The organism is Rhizobium grahamii CCGE 502 (assembly GCF_000298315.2).
In the GTDB taxonomy this organism is placed as follows: Bacteria; Pseudomonadota; Alphaproteobacteria; order Rhizobiales; family Rhizobiaceae; genus Rhizobium; species Rhizobium grahamii.
On the sequence record NZ_AEYE02000003.1, the window covers coordinates 17,360 to 38,092 of the forward strand.

The window sequence follows — 20,733 nt, forward strand, 5'->3', positions numbered from 1 at the left end:
CCAAGTCGGCCCACGCGCGGCTGTGCCGGTTCCCGACAGACGCTGCCGGCACGTAACCTTGCCGCAATCAACTCTTGGCTTCGCCTCACGCCCACGGGTTCTTCGCCAGTTGCCATTCACCGGTCTCGTCAGGTTCGACGCGCTTGTTGCCGCGGTAGAAGATCGGCAGTCCGGTCTTCTTGTCCATGGAAAAGCGGCTGGGTGTGAACTTCTCGTCCTCGTGTCCGCGGATGGCGAGAGCGAGGGCCTCTTTGAACTTCCCGTCTTTGCACAGGCTTTTGAAGAGTGTCTGATCCATCGCTTTGCTCCACTATCGTCGGGTCCCGGATTGCCTGCCATCGACTGGCGGTCCGGTCAACAGTCAATGGCGACAGGCCGGGGATCGCGAGGCGAGACGCCGACCGCACGCTCATATCTCAGGCAAACCGGCCGTGTTCGTTATCCCCCGAAACTCGATTATGACAGTCCTTACACAAAACTGACATTGGAGCTTCATGAAGCGGGACTAATGCACTCCCCCATATCGCATCTGGACTATGAGGAAGAGCATGATGTTCGAACTGGAGAATGTCACCCGCCGTTTCGGAAACAAGACTGCCGTCGATTCCGTGACGCTCGACATTCCTCAGGGACAGATGGTCGGCATCATCGGCCGTTCCGGCGCCGGCAAGTCCACGCTTCTACGCATGATTAACCGCCTGCAGGAGCCGACATCGGGCTCTATCCATTTCGCAGGCGTCGAGGTCTCGCGCCTGCGCGGCCAGGCGTTGCGCAACTGGCAGCGCGACTGTGCTATGATCTTCCAGCAGTTCAATCTCGTGCCGCGCCTCGACGTCATGACCAACGTCATGCTCGGCCGTCTCAACCACCGCTCGACGACGATGAGCCTGCTCGGCGTTTTCAGCCGCGAAGAGCGTATCCACGCCATTGCTGCGCTCGAGCGCCTCGGCATCGAACAGACGGCGCTGCAGATGGCCGGCACACTTTCGGGCGGCCAGCAGCAGCGCGTCGCGATCGCCCGCGCCCTGATGCAGAACCCGAAGATGCTGCTCGCCGATGAGCCGATCGCCTCGCTCGATCCGCTGAACGCCAAGATCGTCATGGACGCGCTACGCGACATCAACGAGCGCGAAGGCATCACCGTCGTCACCAACCTGCATACGCTCGACACTGCGCGCAATTACTGCGAGCGCATCGTCGGCATGTCGGCCGGTCGCGTCGTTTTCGATGGCAAGCCTTCCGAACTGACGGCCGAAGCCGTCAAGCAGATCTACGGCACCGACAAGGACGGCGCCGGCATCGACGAGACGATGACCTCGACCTCGATCAACATTCCCGCGGCGGCAGCCGCTCAACAATCCGCCGGCTTGAAACCGCTGGCGCTGGCCGGTCTCTGAGAGGGGCGGCCTCGATCGCAAGCCCGCGTTATGGGCGAACTTCTTCTTAAACAGTGTTGCCGGGGACGCCGGTCAATCAGGAGAGAACCATGTTGAAGAAAGCACTTTTTGCCGCCACGGCGCTGTTTGCGCTCGCCGGCGTTTCGCACGCTGCGGACCTCAAGGAATTCCGCGTCGGTATTCTCGGTGGCGAAAACGAAGCCGACCGTCTGCGCAACTATGCTTGCCTTGCCGACCACCTGAAGAAGGAATTCGGCTTCGAGAAGGTTTCGCTCTTCCCGGCTGCAGACTATGACGGCGTTATCCAGGGTCTCCTCGGCGGCACGCTCGACTTCGCGGAACTCGGTGCTTCCGGCTACGCAGCCGTCAACATCAAGGATCCGAAGGCTGTGACCCCGATCCTGACGACGCAGCAGGAAGACGGCTCGACCGGCTACTACTCGATCGGTCTCGCCCTGAAGTCCTCTGGCATCAAGGACATCAAGGACGCCAAGGGCAAGAAGCTCGGCTACGCTGATCCGGACTCCACGTCTGGCTACCTGATCCCGCTGACGCAGATCCCGAAGGACACCGGCGCTCCGAACGACAAGTACTTCGCTTCGACGCAGTTCAACGGCGGCCACGAGAACAACCTTCTCGCTGCTTATGACGGCAAGGTCGACGTCGCTGTTGACGACTCCTCGGGCATCGGCGACTTCAAGGACGGCTACACCTCCGGCACCTTCCGCAAGGCTGTCGACAAGGGCACCGTTGATCCGAACAAGCTCGTTGAAGTATGGCGCTCGCCGCTCATTCCGAACGGCCCGCTCGTCGTTCGCAACGAACTCGGCACCGAGTGGCAGGCCAAGCTGACGGACTTCTTCATGAAGCTTCCGCAGACGGACGCCAAGTGCTTCGCAGCCATCGAAGGCGGCGACTTCAAGGGCTACTCCAAGGTGAAGCCTGATTTCTACAACGCGATCATCGACGCTCGTAAGGCTGCCATCGGCGGCTGATCGATCTCCAGATCGAGAGGGGCGGTCCTTGTGGCCGCCCTTTTTCCTGCCAAGAAAGCGGACATCGTTTCATGACCTTTGCCGATCCCCATTCTCAGACGCACCGCGCGCAGCAACCGCAGCAGAGCGCCCATGAAATCGGCGACGCCTGGAGCAAAATGGTGGCGCGCCGCCGCCTCTACACCGGTCTCGGCCTGGTGATCCTGCTGGTCGCATTCGTCAGTTCCGTAAAGTTCGCTGACGAAAGCAATGCCGGCCATTTCATCGAACGCCTGCCGCATCTCTTCGATTTCGTGAGCTGGCTTGTTCCGAAGGACTGGAACGACGTCTGGCGAGCACTGTTCGACATCGAAAGCCCGAGCCACCAGACGGGCGAAGAATACAATTTCGCGCTCGGTCGCGTGCCCGTATGGGGCAGCTTCTACATCCCCGAATATTTCGAGCTGATGATCATCACGATCAACATCGCGCTGGTCTCGACCATCATCGGCTTCGTCTTCGCTGTGCCAATGAGCTTCCTCGCAGCCCGCAACCTTTCGCCTTCTGCGCCGCTGCGCATCGTCGTCAAGCGCCTGATGGAATTCCTGCGTGCCTTTCCCGAGATCGTCATCGCCGGCCTCTTCGCGGCGATCCTCTCGATCGGTCCGGTCGCCGCCATCATCGCCGTCAGCCTTCATACGATCGGCGCGCTCGGAAAGCTTTTCTACGAAGTCGTCGAAAATATCGACATGAAGCCGGACGAAGGCATGAAGGCCGTCGGCGCCAGCTGGGCCGAGCGCGTCCGCTTTGCAGCCCTGCCGCAGGTTCTGCCGAACTTCATGTCCTATGCGCTGCTTCGGCTTGAGGTGAACGTGCGTGCGTCCACGATCATCGGCGCCGTCGGCGGCGGCGGTATCGGCGAGGAGCTGAAGCTTTCCATCTCGCGCGGTTTCGGTGCCAAGACCGTGGCACTGGTTCTGCTGCTCTTCATCACCATCGTCGCGGTAGACCAGTTCTCCGCATGGCTGCGCCGCCGCCTTGTCGGCGAGCACGCCTTCCTTCTGCAGCATTGAGGTCCGCCATGACGGTGATCGACGCCAACCGGATGCATGAAATCGAACTCCGCTATCCGGATTACTTCAAACGGTCCTTCCGTCAGCGGTTCGGCGGGCTGATGATCGTCCTCGCGACGCTGCTTTACGGCGTCTACGCCACCTGGTTCTTCGACCTGCCGAAGCTGCTGGCCGAGGCGCATTGGGAACGTGTTGGCCTCTATCTCAGCCAGTGGGTGAGCTACGACGTCCAGCCGGAATTCCGCATCGGCGATACCGGCATCACCGTCAAGTATCCGCGCTTCTCGCCGCTGGGCGACAACCCGCATCCCGATTGGGTGGTCAACAACCCGGATGGCAGCGTCTCGGTTTCGGTGAGCGGCAAGAGTCGCACGGTGACGGTTTCGAAGACGGAAGCCATCGTCACCGCCCACGGCATCACCGTTCCGGTGGAACTGTCGAGCGGTGCGCCAAAGGTCGTCGGCCCCGTCCCGAGCTGGATGACGGTCTATGACGACAATGTCCTGGCTGATCTGGGCTTCGCCGGCGATGTCAGCATCTCCGCCGATCGCGTGAAGGTCCGCAAGCGCTTCCTCGGCTGGGCGAACTTCGTCTTCGACACCCAATCGCCCTTCTTCGACAAGCCGGCAGGCGAGGTCCTGAGCTTGATCGTTTCGGGTCCGGAACTGAAGCCCGGCCAATCCAACCTGTCGCTCGCTTTCGACAATATCTGGCACAACAGCGCCTGGCAGCATGGCGATGTGTGGACCAAGCTCTTCCAGACCATTGTCATGGCCTTCATGGGTACCTTGCTTGGTGCGCTGGCAGCCTTCCCGCTGGCGTTCCTGGCTGCGCGCAACATCACGCCGAACAGGCTGCTCAATCAGGTCCTGAAGCGCTCCTTCGACTTCCTGCGCTCGGTCGACATGCTGATCTGGGCGCTGTTCCTGACCCGCGCCTTCGGCCCCGGCCCATTGGCCGGCTCCGGCGCGATCTTCCTCACGGAAACCGGCACTCTCGGCAAGCTCTATTCCGAAGGTCTCGAGAACATCGACAACAAGCCGCGCGAAGGCATCAAGTCCACCGGTGCCTCGACGATGCTCACGCACCGCTACGGCATCATCCCGCAGATCGTTCCGGTTTTCGTCAGCCAGACACTCTACCAGTGGGAATCGAACGTCCGCGGCGCGACGATCATCGGTGCCGTCGGCGCCGGCGGTATCGGCCTCAAGCTCTGGGAATCGATGCGCACCAACGCCAACTGGGAAAACGTCGCCTACATGGTTCTGCTGATCCTGATGGTGGTGTTCCTGTTCGACATGGCGTCGAACGCCTTGCGTCACCGGCTGATGGGCACGAAGACACACTAAAAGATGAAGATCGGCTTCGGCCATCATCATTCTGTCACGGAAATCTTTTAGCCGGAAACCGGCCTTGCAGTTGCCGCGCAAATCGCGGCAGACTGCGGCACGCTTTCAGAACGATTTCCCAGGATACGAGCCTTGCGTTACGGACTCTATTTCACGCCGCCGAAGGATCATCCCTTGAACGGCACGGCCTCGCTCTGGCTTGGCCGCGACGCCTTCACCGGCGAAACTTATCCGGCTCCCGAACATGCGCAGATGCCGGGTCGTGAGCAGTTCGGGCTGACCGCCGATCCGCGGCGCTACGGCTTCCATGCGACGATCAAGGCACCGTTCAGCCTGGCCGCCTCGGTGACCGAGAAGGACCTGATCCCGGTCGTCGAGGATTTTGCCGCTCGTACACCCGCTTTCGAGATCCCGGAACTGGTGCTCGGCCAGCTCGGCCGCTTTTTTGCGCTGGTCCCCGGTTTCCTGCATCCGCCGCTTCAGGATTTTGCCGCGAAGGTGGTAAAGTCCTTCGAACCGTTCCGCGCCGCGCTCTCGGAGGCCGATGTCGCGCGCCGCAAGCCGGAGGAGCTGACGGAAAGCCAGAGGGCCAATCTCCTGCGCTGGGGCTATCCCTACGTCATGGATGACTTCGGTTTCCACATGACGCTGACCGGCAAGGTGCCGCCCGAGCGATCCGGCGTGATGAAGGAAATTCTGGCCGAGCGATTTTCGGCCTTCACGGGCCGGCCGCTGGCAATCTCTGGCCTGGCCGTTTTCGTCGAAGAGGCGCGGGGCGCCCCGTTCAAAGTTCATTCCTGGTGGCCGCTTGCCGGCGCCGAAAGCTGAAAGACCTGATCCATGAGCAAAGAAACCGTCTTTTCCAATGCGCGTATCGTCCTCGAAGACGAGATCGTCAACGGATCGGTCCTCGTCCGCGACGGCAAGATTGCCGATATCTCGACGGGCAGCTCGCATGTCGGCGAAGACTTCGAGGGTGACTACCTGATCCCCGGCCTCGTCGAACTGCACACCGACCATCTCGAAGGTCACTATTCGCCGCGCCCCGGCCTGCGCTGGCACAAGACGGCCGCGATTCAGGCGCACGATGCCCAGATCGTCACCTCGGGCATCACCACGGTTTTCGATTGCCTGCGCATGGGCGCTGACGAGGACGGTGGCTTCGAGCATGGCGAGATGCGCGAGATGGCCGATGCAATCCAGAAGGCAGAGCAGGAAGGCCGGTTGCGCGCCGAGCACCTGATCCACCTGCGTTGCGAGGTTTCGGCCGACAACGTGCTGCAGCACTTCGCCGATTTCGAAAACGATCCCTACGTTCGTCTCGTCTCGCTGATGGACCACGCGCCCGGCCAGCGCCAATTCCAGACGATGGACCAGTATATCTTCTACTACCAGAAGAAGCGTGGCCTCTCCGACGCCGAGTTCGCCAAGTTCGTCGACCGCCGCGTGTCCGAATCCGAGCGCAATTCCACGCCGCACCGCACGGCAATTTCCAAGGTCTGCGCCGAGCGCGGCATCACCGTTGCCAGCCACGACGACGCCACGCTCGCCCATGTCGACGAGGCGATCGAGAACGGGGTGCGCCTCGCTGAGTTCCCGACCAGCTTCGACGCCGCCAAGGCCTCACATGGCCACGGCATGAGCGTGCTGATGGGCGCCCCGAACGTGGTGCGCGGCAAGTCCCACTCGGGCAACATCGCGGCCCGCGACCTTGCGGAACGGGGCGTGCTGGACGTGTTGTCGTCGGATTACGTGCCACTCAGCCTGCTCTATGCGCCGTTCATCCTGGCCGACGACGTCGAGAGCATTTCGCTGCCGCAGGCAATCGCCATGGTTACGTCGACGCCGGCGCGCACCGTCAACCTCAACGACCGTGGCCGGATCGCGCCTAGCCTGCGCGCTGACCTCGTGCGGGTCTACCGGGACCACGGCGTTCCGGTCACTCGCTCCGTTTGGCGCGAAGGACGCCGAGTCGCATGATGCCCTCGCACGAACCTCACATTGTTCCGGGAACGGAACGCGGCATCATGGTGGTCGTCGTCGGCCCGAGCGGTGCCGGCAAGGACACGCTGATGGCGCTCGCCGCCAAGCACTTCCAGGGCCGTCCGGATGTGCATTTTGTCCGCCGTGTCATCACCCGCCACACCCATGCCGGCGGCGAGCAGCATCTTGCCGTGTCGGCCCAGGGCTTCGCGTCGATGGAGCAGGCGGGTAACTTCGCGGTCTGGTGGGAAGCGCACGGCCTGAAATATGGCATACCGGCCGAGGTGTCTGTCTCGCTGGCGCAAGGAAACCTGGTCATTGCCAACGGCTCGCGTTCGGCGCTCCACCACTTCAAGGCCGTTTTCCCGCGGCTCAAGGTCATCAATGTGACAGCGACCGCCGAGGTGTTGGCAAGCCGCCTGGAGGCTCGCGGCCGCGAGACGCATGAAGACATCATGGCCAGGCTCGCACGCGGCCCCCTGACGGTGCGCGGCGACTACGACGTCGTCGACCTGGACAACAGCGGTTCGCTGGAAGAAGGCGGAAGCAGGATCATCGATGCGCTGAACGCGTTTCTGGCAGAGATCGGCTGACGCGGAGGCGGGGAGATGCGGCCAATCAGGGTTCTCGATTACGACCCGGCATGGCCCGCTCTCTTCGACGCCGCAAGACGCGAACTGCTGGCGCTGGCGGCGGATAGCATCCTCACGATCGAGCATATCGGCAGCACAGCGGTCCCCGGACTGGCGGCCAAGCCGAAGATCGATCTCGATGCCGTGCTGGTGGACGAAACGGCACGCAATTCGGTCGCCTCTTTGCTTCCATCTGCCGGTTTCCGGGCTCACGGCGATCCCCACGGCGACGGCCGCTGGCCCTTCACCCGCGATCATGACGGCTATGGCCTACGCCTCTATCTCTGCGCACCTGATAATCCGGCTCACCGTGACCGTATCCTGTTTCGCGACCACCTCCGCTGCCACCCGCAAAGGGCGGCCGAGTATCAGGCGCTGAAACGTCACCTTGCCGCAAAGGCCAATGGCGACTGGGATATCTACACCGGCGGCAAGAGCGATTTCGTCGCAGAGATGCTGCGGCTTGCGATGATCGAGGCCTAACGGTCGTTGCGCGGATAATTTTTTTGCGTAGTAGGAAAACTTCGAAGCGATCTCAGGGGGCTTGCCCGCCGTATTGTCCCCGCCCATCCCCGCATCCATGATCTGACGCACACTGGCAGCGTCATTGGACAGGGAGCCGGGTCGCGAACCGGATCTGACAAAACTGGTCGAAAGTCCGGCGTTCGATGATGGTTGCAGAAGAGGGATCGTAGGTCGTCAGGGCTGGCGATCCGCCGCATCGGAAAGGCCGAGAGACGCTCCTGTCGGCCCGGAAGAGCGGAGATCTCGATGCGATCGGGCAGGCTGCACCGCCTGGCAATCTCTATCCACTACAACTGCCGCCTGCCTATCCCAGCCAGACCACGCCGCACCGGAGCTTTTTCCGGCGCGGGGTGTTGTGTTGGCCTAGATCACCTGTCCTACATCGATACGGTTGCCGTCCGGATCCTCGAACACGAAGGCACGCAGGCCATAGTCCTTGTCCTGCAACCGCTTGATGATCCGCGCGCCATGCGCCTCGCACAACGCATAGAGAGCATCCGCATCGTCGACCATGAGATGGGCGACGTTGAAGTTGGGGATTTCGTGGTTCGGTTGCAGCGTCAGATGCAGTTCGGCGGCATCGCGCTTCAGGATCACGAAGCCGACCGGGTTGCCGTTTTCGAATACCTTGGTGAAGCCCATGACGCCGCTGTAAAACTCCAATGCCCGACGGATATCTTTTACGGGAAGCATCGCGGCAATGCGCCCGAAGCGGACACCATGATCAGCGATCTCTGTCATCGCTCAATCTCCTTCCGAGACGTCGCGAATGGCTCCGGCGGTGCGGAAGACCATGCGCGCGCTCCAAATGTTTCAACATGAAGGGCGGTGCCTACGGGGTATCTATATCTGCGGAGGCATCGTGTCGCAATCACCCGGCAGTCGCACCGTAGCGGACTTCGCAACAAGGCCGAATCCTGGCCCGGGAATGCGCTGTGGCCTCGTGCACAGGCTAGCGGTCACCTATGGCGCCCGCCAGCGATTCATGCCGTCCGGGAGATCACTCCCCTTCGCCGCGTCCAGCCACGATCTCGCGCTTGCCGACATGGTTTGCCGGGCCGACGAGACCTTCCTTTTCCATACGTTCGACGAGCGAAGCCGCACGATTGTAGCCGATGCCGAGGCGGCGCTGGATGTAGGAGGTTGAGCACTTCTTGTCCCGCAGAACGACCTTGACTGCCTGCTGGTAGAGTTCGTCGCCGTCCTCGGAGCCCATGGCGCTCTTGTCGAAGACCGCGCTGTCCTCTTCCTCGCCGGCTTCCTCATCCTCATCAGCCGTAACCGTATCGAGATACTCTGGGCGACCCTGCGTCTTCAGGTGTGCCACGACCTTCTCGACCTCGGCATCCGAAACGAACGGTCCGTGGACGCGCGAAATCCGCCCGCCGCCCTGCATGTGCAGCATGTCGCCCTGGCCGAGCAGCTGTTCGGCGCCCTGTTCGCCAAGGATGGTGCGGCTGTCGATCTTCGACGTCACCTGGAAGGAAATCCGCGTCGGGAAGTTTGCCTTGATCGTGCCGGTGATGACGTCGACCGACGGACGCTGCGTCGCCATGATCAGGTGGATGCCGGCCGCACGTGCCATCTGCGCCAGGCGCTGGATCGCGCCTTCGATTTCCTTGCCGGCGACCATCATCAGGTCGGCCATCTCGTCGACGATGACGACGATGTAGGGCATCGGCGTCAGGTCCATCTCCTGGCTCTCCTCGATCGGAGCGCCGGTGCTTCTGTCGAAGCCGGTCTGGACCATGACATGGATGGTCTCGCCCTTGTCACGCGCCTGCGCCACGCGGCCATTGTAGCCATCGATATTGCGCACGCCGAGGCGCGACATCTTGCGATAGCGGTCCTCCATTTCGCGCACCGCCCACTTCAACGCCATCACGGCTTTCTTGGGGTCGGTGACCACAGGCGTCAGAAGGTGCGGGATGCCGTCATAGACGGAGAGTTCCAGCATCTTCGGATCGACCATGATCAGGCGGCACTGTTCCGGCGACATCCGGTAGAGCAGCGACAGGATCATCGTGTTGATGGCGACGGACTTGCCCGAACCGGTGGTGCCGGCGACGAGTAGGTGCGGCATCTTCGCGAGCTCGGCGATAACTGGCTCGCCGCCGATCGTCTTGCCGAGCCCGAGTGCCAGCTTGTAGCCGCTTTTCTCGAAGTCCTGGCTTTCGATCATCTCGCGGAAATAGACGGTTTCGCGGAGCGCGTTCGGCAGTTCGATGCCGATGACGTTGCGACCGGGAACCACGGCAACGCGTGCCGACAGTGCTGACATCGAGCGGGCGATATCGTCGGCGAGGCCGATGACGCGCGACGATTTCACGCCCGGTGCCGGCTCGAACTCGTAAAGTGTCACGACGGGGCCGGGGCGGACATGGATGATCTCGCCCTTGATGCCGAAATCCTCGAGCACACTTTCGAGAAGCCCGGCATTCTGCTCGAGCGTCTCCTGAGACATGATCTCGCCCACGCGCTCTGGCGGCTCCTGCAGCAGCGAATGTGAAGGGAACTCGTAGCCCGAGGCATCGACCCTCGAGGGGACGACCTTCGGCGCGGCAAATCGAGGGGCCGGTGCGAGCGGCTGCGGCGCCAAAGCGCGAACCGGCAGCGGAGCGATCGGCTGCGTTTTTGGCTCGACTTGTACCGCTTCTTCCAAGCGGGTCTGCTCGGTCGCGACGGGGCTTTGCGTTGCGCGGCCGCGCGTCAAACCGGGAGCGGGCGCGACGGGCGGCGGGGCGACTGGCTCAGGCATCGGCGCAACGGCAATGGCCTGATGTTGTCGACCTGGTCGCCACTCCATGACGCGGAACCGGCTGATGATCGATTCGGGGCTGACCTCTGGCTTCGGCAGCGAAACCACCGGCGGCAGCAGGATCGGTTCAGCCGCGGCTTCCTCGAATGCCATGACTTCCCAGAACGCGAAGTCCGAGATGGCAGCCAGTTCCGTGGAGGCGCGGACAATTGTCTGGGTTTCAGGCTCGGCCGACATGACAGGTGATACAGCCACAGCCGGCTGCACTTCGATCGCAGGCGGAATCACGGCTTCATAGACCTCGAGCGGAAGGTTAGCGACTACTGGCGCCAGCGATTCCACGCTTGCGCGGATTTCCGCCGCAACGCGCTCCTGCAGCGCAAGCGGCGGCGTGTGACCGGGTGGCGTCGGCACGCGCTTCGGATTGATCAGATTCTCGGGCGTGCGGGTGAACCGCACATTCGGAGCCAGTGAAAAATTGTTCTGCCAGATTGGCGCCGTAGGCTTCTCGCCTGCGTGTTCCTGCAGCTGTTCACCTTCGACTTCCGCGGAAATCTCCTCGGCCCCTGTCAGATTGGTTCTCGGAAAGCGCATACGACAGCTACTCACTCATGATTAGCAACTAATACCCGCTCTCGGATTAGGAAATGAAGGTTAATAAGTTCCTTCCATCCGCGCCTTCATTCGTCGCGGATTTCATGCAAAACCGTTGCATATCAATGGCTTGAACGGTAGTAAAATTTTAATGGATTTTCGACGAAGCGCCTAGTGCGCTTCGTCCCAATTGGTGGCCGAACGCGCATCGACCCTGAGCGGCACGCGCATTTCAAGTGCCGGCATGGTGGCGTTTTCCATCACCGAAACGATGATCGGAGTGGCCTTTTCGACGTCTGCGTCCTCGACCTCGAAGATCAGTTCGTCGTGCACCTGCAGGAGCATGCGGACGCGGTCGCCGAGCCCTGCTTCGGCGAGTGCCGGTTCCATCTTGATCATTGCCCGGCGAATGATATCGGCCGCCGATCCCTGGATCGGCGCGTTGATCGCCGCGCGCTCGTTGAAGGCGCGAACCGACGGGTTGGAGGAGCGAATCTCCGGATAGTTGATTCGCCGCCCGAAGATCGTCTCGACGTAGCCCTTGTCACGCGCCATCTGCTTGCGGCTGTCCATGTAGTCGCGGATGCCGGGGAAGCGTTCGAAATACTTCTTTATGTAGTCGCCCGCTTCCGAGCGTTCGATCGAGAGCTGATTGGCGAGGCCGAACGCGGAAATGCCGTAGATGATGCCGAAGTTGATCGCCTTGGCGCGACGCCGCACTTCTGACGACATGCCCTCGACGGGTACGCTGAACATCTCCGACGCGGTCATCGCATGAATGTCGACGCCATCGGCAAACGCCTGCGTCAGCTGCGGGATCTCGGCCACATGCGCGAGCACGCGCAGCTCGATCTGGCTGTAGTCGGCCGAAATCAGCTTGTGGCCCGGCGAGGAAATGAAGGCCGTGCGGATCTTGCGGCCTTCCGCCGTCCGCACCGGAATGTTCTGCAGGTTCGGTTCCGAGGACGACAGGCGACCGGTTGTCGTCGACGCTAGCGAATAGGAAGTGTGAACCCGCTTCGTCTGGGGATGGACGTATCCCGGCAGCGCATCGGTGTAGGTCGACTTCAGTTTGGTCAGCTGGCGCCAGTCGACGATCTTGCGCGGGAGCTCGAAGCCCTCGGCGGCGAGGTCCTCGAGTACGCTCGCCGAGGTCGACCACTGGCCGGTCTTCGTCTTCGTGCCGCCGGCAAGTCCCATCCTACCGAACAGGATGTCGCCCAGCTGCTTCGGTGAGCCGATGGTAAAGCGCCCACCCGCGAGCTTGAAAATTTCGTCCTCGAGCGCGGCGGCGCCCTGCGCGAGATCGCCGGATAGGCGCGACAGGATCTGCCGGTCGACGGTAATGCCGCGCTCTTCCATATGGGCGAGAACCGGAAGCAGGGGCCGTTCGAGGCGTTCGTAAACCGTCGTCAGTTTCTCGGCGGCAAGGCGCGGCTTCAGCACCAGCCAGAGCCTGAGCGTGATCTCCGCATCCTCCGCGGCATAGTGCGTCGCGCGATCGATATCGACCAGGTCGAATGTAACGTTCGACTTACCGCTGCCGGCCACGTCCTTGTAGGCGATCGGCGTATGGCCGAGGAACTTTTCCGACAGCGGATCCATTCCGTGCGCGCCGGTACCTGCGTCGAGCACATACGAGATCAGCATCGTATCGTCGAAGTTCTTCGTTTCGACACCGTAGCGCTTCATCAGGAGGTAGTCGTATTTGAGGTTCTGGGCGACCTTCAGGATCGACTCGTCTTCCAGAAGCGCCTTCAGCCGGGGCAGGGCATCACGCATTGGGATCTGGTTGTCGGCCAATCCACCGCCGAGCAGATCGCCGAAGCCCGTCTTGTGGCCGATCGGGATATAGGCGGCGCGGATGTTGGTACCCGTGGCATTCTTGTCGTTGTCGGCGATCGCCATCGAGAAGCCGACGAGTTCCGCCTGCATCGCATCGAGCGACGTCGTCTCGGTATCGAAGCCGACCACTCCGGTATCGCGCGCATCGGCAATCCATTTGTCGAGCGTCGCGACATCGCGAATGGTGACATAGCGCGAGTGATCGAAGGGCAACGAGGCAAACGCCTCGGCGCGTGCCTTGGCAAGATCCGCTGGGACGAAAGTGCCTTCCCGACCGTTCACGCCATTCGCCTTTGCCGGAACAGGCACCGCCTCGCCAGCGACATCAGGAATGCCGCCGGCAACCGGCGCGGGCTGGGCGAGGTCGAGATCTGGCCCGCGGGCCGCGGCGCCCCACTCGACTGGAACATCGACCGCATCGATGGCGCTGGCATCACAATCACAAGCATCGGCCACACGCCGCGTCAGGGAGGTAAACTGCATGGCCTTCAGGAAGCCGATCAGCTTTGGCCCGTTTTGCGGCTCGAGGATCAGGTCTTCCACCTTGAGTTCGAGCGGAACGTCGGTACGCAGTCGCACCAGTTCGCGCGACAGGCGAGCCTTGTCGGCATTCTCGATGATCGTCTGGCGGCGCTTCTCCTGCTTGATCTCGGTCGCGCGTTCGAGAAGCGCATCGAGATTGCCATACTCGGCAAGCAGCTGCGCCGCCGTCTTCGGGCCGATGCCTGGGATGCCAGGCACGTTGTCGACCGAGTCGCCGGTCATCGCCTGAAGATCGATCATCTTCTCGGGCGGCACGCCCCATTTCTCGATGACGTCAGGAATGCCGATCTGCTTGTCCTTCATGCTGTCGTACATGTGGACCGCAGTAGTAACCAGCTGCATCAGATCCTTGTCCGAAGAGACGATCGTCACGTCAGCGCCGAGGGCCTCGGCTTGGCGGGCGTAAGTTGCGATGATGTCGTCGGCCTCGAAGCCTTCCGTCTCGATGCACGGCAGATTAAAGGCCCGCGTTGCCTGCCGGATCAGGCCGAATTGCGGGATAAGCTCGTCGGGCGGCGTTGAGCGATTTGCCTTGTAGGCATCGTAGAGATCCTTGCGGAACGTTTTTGCCGAGTAGTCGAAGATGACGGCCAGATGCGTTGGGGTCACGCCGACCGATGTGTCGCGCGCATCCGTCAGCAGCTTCCACAACATGTTGCAGAATCCTGACACCGCGCCTACCGGCAAACCATCGGTTTTGCGGGTCAACGGGGGGAGTGCGTGAAAGGCTCTAAAAATGAAACCGGAGCCGTCGACAAGGAAAAGATGATCGCCTTTTTTCATGGCGTCATGGATAGCGCGGCGGTCTTGGAAGGTCCATATAAAGTTGGAAGGCCGAAAAGATTCTGGCTCACCAAACTGTTACTAATTTGTAATAGTCAATCCACGGCTTTCCCTTGAAAAGCCACATTCCCGATCACAAATGATTACTACCGACGTTTGATCGTGTTTGGTCGCGTCGAGGGTCTGATAGCTGGCTTGTCCCCCGCCGCATCGGACTTGGACAAAGGCCTTATCCCCTCTCCGGGCCTTTGTCCCCATTTTAGAGCCGCCATAGCCAGACCTCCAGGCTATGGCGGCTTTGTTTTTCTGCTCTATCTTCCGAAGGACAACCTGCGATGAAGCACTAGTGATGCGTCGTATGCGATTTGTTGCACTGTTTCGTCGAGTTTTTTGCGACTAACTGAGAAGATGGGAAGTAATCGTATGGACTCGGGGGCCTACCTTGCCAGCCAGCTGGCCAAGGGCTTCGCTCGTTCGCTACAGCAGCGCGCGGCGCGGCTCGGCTTTTCGCCAGGGCAGTTCCCGGTTCTTCTCGAACTCTGGGCCGAGGACGGGTTGACGCAGAAGCAGTTGCTGGCCCGCGTCGACATCGAACAGGCGACCATGGCAAATACGCTTGCACGCATGGCGCGCGACGGGCTGATCGATCGTCGTCCGCATCCATCCGACAAACGGGCCCAGTTGATCTTTCTCACCGACAAGGCGAAGGGCATGGAAGATGATGCGATCGAGGCGGCGCGAGAAGCCGACCTTGCGCTCTTTCAAGGCTTTAAGAGTTTCGAACGGGAACTGACTCTCGAATATATCCGCCGGCTTCTCGACAACGCCAAGAAGCTGTGAGCCGACGCCATTTCGTTGCCGTTATCGGTGTCGCGTTGTAAAGGCGGCCAGACTCGTCTCCGTGCCCCTTGCCCCATTCCTTGCTGTTGCGTTCCGCTGCTCTGCTTTTTTCGCCTCGAAAGCAGTCGACCTTTGGTCTATCGTCCCGCGAAATTTCGAAAGGAGTCGAAAATGACCGATGCAATGCCGGTGCTTTCGCGCGCGGACCAGAACCTGCCATCAAGCCTCGACAAGCTGTTTGAGTTATTGAGGATCAAGTCCATCTCGACCGATCCCGCCTTCAAGGCGGAATGCCGCAAGGCGGCGGAATGGCTCGTGTCCTATCTGAAGACGCTGGGTTTCGAGGCTTCCGTGCGCGACACGCCCGGTCATCCCATGGTTGTCGCTCATCACGCGGCGGCAAGAGCCGACGCGCCGCATGTGCTGTTCTACGGCCACTACGACGTCCAGCCCGTCGATCCCATCGAACTCTGGGAGAATGACCCCTTCGAGCCGGCGATCAAGGACATCGGCAACGGCCGAAAGGTCCTCACCGGTCGCGGCACCTCCGACGACAAGGGCCAGTTGATGACCTTCGTCGAGGCCTGCCGCGCGTATAAGGAAGTCAACGGCGCGTTGCCCTGCCGCATTACCATCCTCTTCGAAGGTGAAGAAGAATCGGGTTCGCCGTCGCTGAAGCCGTTCCTCGAGGCCAACGCCGCCGAACTGAGGGCGGACTACGCACTGGTTTGCGACACCGGCATGTGGGACCGTGATACCCCGGCGATTGCGGCAGCGCTTCGCGGGCTTGTCGGCGAGGAGGTTGTCGTAACCGCGGCTGATCGCGACCTGCATTCCGGCTTGTTCGGCGGTGCGGCTGCGAACCCGATCCACATTCTCACGGCCATTCTCGCTGGACTGCACGATGAAACGGGCCGTATCACCCTCGAAGGCTTCTATAGCGGTGTCGAGGAGACGCCCGCGAATCTCAAGGCATCCTGGGAAACACTCGGCAAGACGGCGGAGACCTTCCTAGGCGAGGTTGGCCTGTCGATTCCTTCGGGCGAAAAGGGCAGGTCGGTCCTAGAACTGACGTGGGCGCGGCCGACAGCCGAGGTCAACGGCATCTGGGGCGGCTATACCGGCGAAGGCTTCAAGACGGTGATCGCAGCCAAGGCCTCGGCCAAGGTTTCGTTCCGTCTCGTAGGGAGCCAGGATCCTGATGCCATTCGCGAAAGCTTCCGCGCCTATGTCCGGTCGAAGATCCCGGCGGATTGCTCCGTCGAGTTCCACCCGCACGGCGGCTCGCCGGCCATCCACCTTTCCTACGATTCGCCGGTGCTGACGAAGGCGAAGAACGCGCTTTCCGACGAGTGGCCGAAGCCTGCCGTCGTCATCGGCATGGGCGGATCGATCCCGATCGTCGGTGACTTCCAGAAGATGCTCGGCATGGAGTCGCTGCTCGTCGGCTTCGGCCTCAGTGACGATCGCATTCACTCGCCGAACGAGAAGTACGAGCTCGTTTCCTATCACAAGGGCATCCGCTCCTGGATCCGCATCCTGGAAGCGCTGGCCAAGTAAAGCCGCAGCGGCGTTCCAACGCCTGAAAAACAAAAAGGCCGGAACAAACCGGCCTTTCGTCATTCGCTTCACTTCGATGCCAGTACATCCGTGGTCAAGGAGGAAGCGAATGTTGCAGCCAGACTGATCGGGAAAGGTTAACGAATCGTTAACGGCGAGCCACGATCAGAACGGCGGAAGCGGCAACGTTGCTGGCGCGCCCAGCTTTCCACCGGCTGCAACATGTTGGGCTATATATCAGTATGCTTGTCCCGCGTTTCAAGAGGACGGCCCGGCGCTCTGGGAGAGACACCGGGCCGGATCGCGATCGGCTCGTTTGAGGGGAGACGGCCGACCTTTAGCGAAACGTGTAGGGCGTATTTCGCTTTGGGCATAATTCACGGGCTTGCTAATAGTTCCCGCTTACCAGAGAGAAACTGAACTTTGCCGCGAGGCAAGCAGTTCGCGCATCTCGGCAAACGGACCGTGTAGCATCTTCAGACGGCTCTCTTCCATTTTGGTCAGCCGGTGGTGGCGTGCAAACTCGTGCACGCTCCAGACTTCGCGCAGCCTGAATTCTTCGGTGTTGTTAAAGTCGATGCTCATGAAATGCCTACATATTGCGCGGTCTGCGCTAATCTTAGGCGCAATTCGACGTGCTATATGTCAGATTTGTGACAGTCGCAACGAATGGCAGCCATGCCGAAAAAGCGTGGCTTGGTAAGCCGAATAAAAAAGCCCGGCCGGGGCCGGGCTTTGTGATTCTCTGGCTAGGCTGCGCGGTCAGCGCCAATCGCGGCCGCGCACCCACGGCGGCGGGCGATCCCATCCGTAGGACCGCTCGTAGCGCCAACCATAGCGCGGCGGGCCGCCCCAACCATAAGGGCGACGGTCATTGCGCCAGCCATAACGCGGCGGCGGGGGCCGGTTCCAGTTCGGTCGGCAATTGCCCCATCGGGTCAGGTGATAGCCGCGCCCGCAGGCATAGTCGACGAGCACCGTATTCTTGGCCGCAATGCCGTTCACCGGCGCAATCGGCATCGCTTCAGCCATGGAAACGCCAAATCCAAACATGGCGATCGCGGCTGCAATCATTCTCATACGCATCTCTGCACCTCTGATATGCAAGTCCCTTGCCTGCCGATTAGAGAGCCGGTTCGGTGAACGGGGGCTGAACCAAATTTGACATTATTGGGGCAGGCCGATCGGCTTCTAACCACTTCTTAACCACCCCTTAAATCGCCGCATTTAAAGTTCAACCGGGTGGGAAACCGTTTGACAAATCACGGTTTCCGCCGCGTCGCCGCGGCAGGATGCGAAGATGGGGTGTACCGGGTACTAGATGGCGGGCAGAGGCAAATCACGCGACAGGATCGAACCTTCTTTTAGCGGTCGCGACGACCGTGACGATGATGACGATTTCGCGCTCGATGCCGAGGACCGCGTGGTGCGCGGACGCTCGACCAGGCGCCCGGCGCCGAAATCGTCCCGTTCGCGGCAGCCGGAGCGACGCAAACGAGACCGCCGTGATCGCGACGGCGGTGGGCTCTTCGCTTTCGTCCGTCGCCTTGTCTACTGGTGCATCGTTTTCGGGATTTGGGCCGGGATCGGCGTCGCCGGTCTCGTCGTCTACTACGGCTCACGTATGCCGAGCGCCAGCACCTGGGCCATTCCGGAGCGTCCGCCGAACGTCAAGATCACCGCTGTCGACGGCAGCGTCCTTGCCAATCGCGGCACGACCGGCGGCGAAGCGCTGGCACTCGAAGACATGTCGCCATACCTCCCCGAAGCGATCGTCGCCATCGAAGACCGCCGTTTCTATTCGCATTTCGGCGTCGATCCGCTTGGCCTTGCACGCGCCTTGGTCACCAACCTGACGACCGGGCACATGGTCCAGGGCGGTTCGACGCTGACGCAGCAGCTTGCAAAGAACCTCTTCCTGTCGCCCGACCGGACGCTTGAGCGCAAGGTGCAGGAAGTCCTGCTCGCGTTGTGGCTGGAGCAGAAATACACCAAGGAGCAGATCCTTGCGATGTATCTCAACCGGGTGTTTTTCGGTTCGAACGCCTATGGCGTCGAGGCGGCCTCGCGTCGTTACTTCAACAAGTCCGCGCGTGATGTGAATCTTGGGGAAGCCGCCCTTCTTGCCGGCCTGGTCAAGGCACCGTCGCGCCTGTCACCGGCACGCGATCCCGAGGCGGCCAATGCCCGCGCGCAGGTCGTGCTGCAGACGATGCGCGAGCAGGGCTATATCACCGATGACGAGGTGAAGACCGCCATGTCGCAGACGCCGGCCAAGGCGAAGCGCTATTGGTCGGGCGCCGGTCACTACGTCGCCGATATGGTGATGGACCAGCTCCCCGGCCTGATCGGTGACGTCAAGGAAGACGTCGTCGTCGATACGACGATCGACAAGACGCTGGAAAAGCGCGCGGAGCAATCGCTGAATGACGTCCTCGGCAAGGACGGCGCCAAGCTCGATGCCTCACAGGCGGCCCTGGTTTCGCTCGACGGCACCGGCGCAATCCGCGCGCTGGTTGGCGGCAGGGACTATGCCGACAGCCAGTTCAACCGCGCCGTCACTGCCAAACGCCAGCCGGGATCGTCCTTCAAGCCGTTCGTCTACGCCGCGGCCTTGGAAAAGGGTCTGACGCCGTTTTCCGTGTTCAACGACGCGCCGATCCGCATCGGCGACTGGACGCCCGAGAACTACGAGAAGAAGTATAATGGCGAGGTGACGCTTGCGACGGCGCTTGCGAAGTCGCTGAACACCGTCGCCGCCCAGCTTGTCATGTATGACGGGCCGGACCAGGTCATCAAGCTTGCACACCGTCTCGGCATCGAATCGGAACTGCAGCCGAATGCCTCGATCGCTTTGGGTACCTCTGAAGTATCGTTGATGGAGCTCACCGGCGCCTACGCCGCCTTCATGAATGGTGGTTACAAGGCGACGCCGCACGTGATCCGCCGGGTGACGACGGCCGACGGCAGCAAGGTGCTCTATGAGAACACCTACGACAATCCGCCGCGCGTCCTGTCGGAAGCGATCGCCGCAAACATGAATACGATGATGATGGGCGTCATCAACCAGGGAACGGGCAAGAGCGCCAAGCTTTCCGGCTGGCAGGCCGCCGGCAAGACCGGCACCACCCAGAACTCGCGCGACGCGCTCTTCGTTGGCTTCACCAGCAACCTCACGACGGGCGTCTGGTTCGGCAACGACGACGGCAAGCCAATGAAGAAAGTCACGGGCGGCGGCTTGCCCGCCAAGGCCTGGCAGGAGTTCATGGTTGCCGCGCACAAGGGACTGTCGCCGGCGCCGCTGTTCGGCAACGGTCAGTTCATGGCGGATCCGGCAGCCAATCCCGGCTTGGGCGATCAGCCGATGGCATCTGCCGAGCCTGGCATAGCGCCGCCGCTTGAAGAACCGACAACGATCGGCAGCATTCTTTCCGGCGTCTTTGGTGAGAGCGCCGAGCGTTATCCGCAGGCGCCGGGTCGGCCAAGACGCCAGCCGATGACGCCTGATAACGGCGGCCCCGTGCCTCCCGCAGACATCGCTGAGGACGGCGATTATGGCTACGGCGACGCGCTGCCGCCAGGTGACATTGGCGAGCCTGAACCGGCGCCGGCACACAGGCCGAGACGGACGACTTTGCTCGACTTGATCATGGGGCAATAACCAAAGCATTCGGTGAGGAAAATGCCATTTTCCTGTGTGTGTCGAAATTAATCGCTGGGCGCTTGTTTTGCTGGTTTTCTGGCCATTTCTCGCCTTGCAGTCCCGAAAACCGCTCCTTATATACGCGGCATCACCGCAATCACGATTGCGTTAATCTTAAAGACCCATCCCGTAAGGGGCTGTCAGGGAAATGCCTTCTCGGGGTTCCGACAGCTT

Annotated in this window: 17 protein-coding genes; 11 read left to right on the forward strand and 6 right to left on the reverse strand. The window is 61.5% G+C overall.

What is annotated here, in order from left to right:
• Nucleotides 1–85 precede the first annotated feature (85 nt).
• Nucleotides 86–298 (reverse strand): hypothetical protein, encoded by a 213-nt coding sequence (locus RGCCGE502_RS01240; protein ID WP_016552344.1) that lies wholly within the window; start codon nt 296–298, stop codon nt 86–88.
• A gap of 253 nt (nt 299–551) precedes the next feature.
• Between RGCCGE502_RS01240 and phnC the strand changes: the two genes are divergently transcribed.
• The 8 genes from phnC (at nt 552) to RGCCGE502_RS01280 (ending at nt 7,891) form a co-directional block, all read left to right on the forward strand.
• Complete coding sequence (gene phnC, locus RGCCGE502_RS01245; RefSeq protein ID WP_016552345.1) at nt 552–1,397, forward strand: phosphonate ABC transporter ATP-binding protein; 846 nt, start codon at nt 552–554, stop codon at nt 1,395–1,397.
• An 89-nt stretch (nt 1,398–1,486) separates the two neighbouring features.
• Entirely contained in the window at nt 1,487–2,392 is a 906-nt protein-coding gene (gene phnD / locus RGCCGE502_RS01250) for a phosphonate ABC transporter substrate-binding protein (protein WP_016552346.1), read from the forward strand.
• A 71-nt stretch (nt 2,393–2,463) separates the two neighbouring features.
• Nucleotides 2,464–3,444, forward strand: coding sequence for a phosphonate ABC transporter, permease protein PhnE (phnE, locus tag RGCCGE502_RS01255; RefSeq protein WP_016552347.1), 981 nt, complete (start codon nt 2,464–2,466; stop codon nt 3,442–3,444).
• Nucleotides 3,445–3,452: 8 nt separating this feature from the next.
• Nucleotides 3,453–4,793 (forward strand): phosphonate ABC transporter, permease protein PhnE, encoded by a 1,341-nt coding sequence (gene phnE / locus RGCCGE502_RS01260; RefSeq protein ID WP_016552348.1) that lies wholly within the window; start codon nt 3,453–3,455, stop codon nt 4,791–4,793.
• A 132-nt stretch (nt 4,794–4,925) separates the two neighbouring features.
• Nucleotides 4,926–5,621: a DUF1045 domain-containing protein gene (locus RGCCGE502_RS01265; protein WP_016552349.1), complete on the forward strand. Its 696-nt coding sequence runs from the start codon at nt 4,926–4,928 to the stop codon at nt 5,619–5,621.
• 12 nt (nt 5,622–5,633) lie between these two features.
• Nucleotides 5,634–6,773, forward strand: a complete 1,140-nt coding sequence (locus RGCCGE502_RS01270) for an alpha-D-ribose 1-methylphosphonate 5-triphosphate diphosphatase (RefSeq protein WP_016552350.1) — start codon at nt 5,634–5,636, stop codon at nt 6,771–6,773.
• Nucleotides 6,770–7,369 (forward strand): phosphonate metabolism protein/1,5-bisphosphokinase (PRPP-forming) PhnN, encoded by a 600-nt coding sequence (gene phnN / locus RGCCGE502_RS01275; protein ID WP_016552351.1) that lies wholly within the window; start codon nt 6,770–6,772, stop codon nt 7,367–7,369. Before RGCCGE502_RS01270 ends, phnN begins: the two co-directional genes overlap by 4 nt.
• A gap of 15 nt (nt 7,370–7,384) precedes the next feature.
• Nucleotides 7,385–7,891, forward strand: coding sequence for a GrpB family protein (locus tag RGCCGE502_RS01280; RefSeq protein ID WP_016552352.1), 507 nt, complete (start codon nt 7,385–7,387; stop codon nt 7,889–7,891).
• Nucleotides 7,892–8,296: 405 nt separating this feature from the next.
• On the opposite strand, the gene RGCCGE502_RS01285 is transcribed toward RGCCGE502_RS01280, so the two are convergent.
• The 3 genes from RGCCGE502_RS01285 to polA all read right to left on the reverse strand — a co-directional run bounded on the left by RGCCGE502_RS01285 (nt 8,297) and on the right by polA (nt 14,456).
• Nucleotides 8,297–8,674, reverse strand: coding sequence for a VOC family protein (locus tag RGCCGE502_RS01285; protein WP_016552353.1), 378 nt, complete (start codon nt 8,672–8,674; stop codon nt 8,297–8,299).
• Nucleotides 8,675–8,933: 259 nt separating this feature from the next.
• The gene (locus tag RGCCGE502_RS01290; RefSeq protein ID WP_016552354.1) at nt 8,934–11,285 is read right to left on the reverse strand and encodes a DNA translocase FtsK; all 2,352 of its coding nucleotides are present in this window, start codon (nt 11,283–11,285) and stop codon (nt 8,934–8,936) included.
• 171 nt (nt 11,286–11,456) lie between these two features.
• Nucleotides 11,457–14,456, reverse strand: coding sequence for a DNA polymerase I (gene polA / locus RGCCGE502_RS01295; protein WP_016552355.1), 3,000 nt, complete (start codon nt 14,454–14,456; stop codon nt 11,457–11,459).
• Nucleotides 14,457–14,879: 423 nt separating this feature from the next.
• Here polA and RGCCGE502_RS01300 point away from each other — a divergent pair, with 423 nt between their 5' ends.
• Both RGCCGE502_RS01300 and RGCCGE502_RS01305 read left to right on the forward strand, forming a co-directional pair.
• Nucleotides 14,880–15,296 (forward strand): MarR family winged helix-turn-helix transcriptional regulator, encoded by a 417-nt coding sequence (locus RGCCGE502_RS01300; RefSeq protein ID WP_016552356.1) that lies wholly within the window; start codon nt 14,880–14,882, stop codon nt 15,294–15,296.
• Nucleotides 15,297–15,467: 171 nt separating this feature from the next.
• A complete protein-coding gene (locus RGCCGE502_RS01305) occupies nt 15,468–16,856 on the forward strand; it encodes a dipeptidase (protein WP_016552357.1) in 1,389 nt (462 codons plus the stop codon).
• 402 nt (nt 16,857–17,258) lie between these two features.
• Here the strand turns inward: RGCCGE502_RS01305 and RGCCGE502_RS01310 are convergent, their stop codons facing one another.
• Together RGCCGE502_RS01310 and RGCCGE502_RS01315 are read right to left on the reverse strand one after the other, a co-directional pair.
• Nucleotides 17,259–17,441 carry a hypothetical protein gene (locus RGCCGE502_RS01310; RefSeq protein ID WP_016552358.1) on the reverse strand — a complete coding sequence of 61 codons (183 nt, stop codon included), beginning with the start codon at nt 17,439–17,441 and terminating at the stop codon, nt 17,259–17,261.
• A gap of 177 nt (nt 17,442–17,618) precedes the next feature.
• On the reverse strand, nt 17,619–17,942 hold the full coding sequence (locus tag RGCCGE502_RS01315) for a GCG_CRPN prefix-to-repeats domain-containing protein (RefSeq protein ID WP_040673870.1): 324 nt from the start codon (nt 17,940–17,942) through the stop codon (nt 17,619–17,621).
• A gap of 235 nt (nt 17,943–18,177) precedes the next feature.
• Here RGCCGE502_RS01315 and RGCCGE502_RS01320 point away from each other — a divergent pair, with 235 nt between their 5' ends.
• On the forward strand, nt 18,178–20,517 hold the full coding sequence (locus RGCCGE502_RS01320) for a transglycosylase domain-containing protein (protein ID WP_016552360.1): 2,340 nt from the start codon (nt 18,178–18,180) through the stop codon (nt 20,515–20,517).
• Nucleotides 20,518–20,733: the final 216 nt, after the last annotated feature.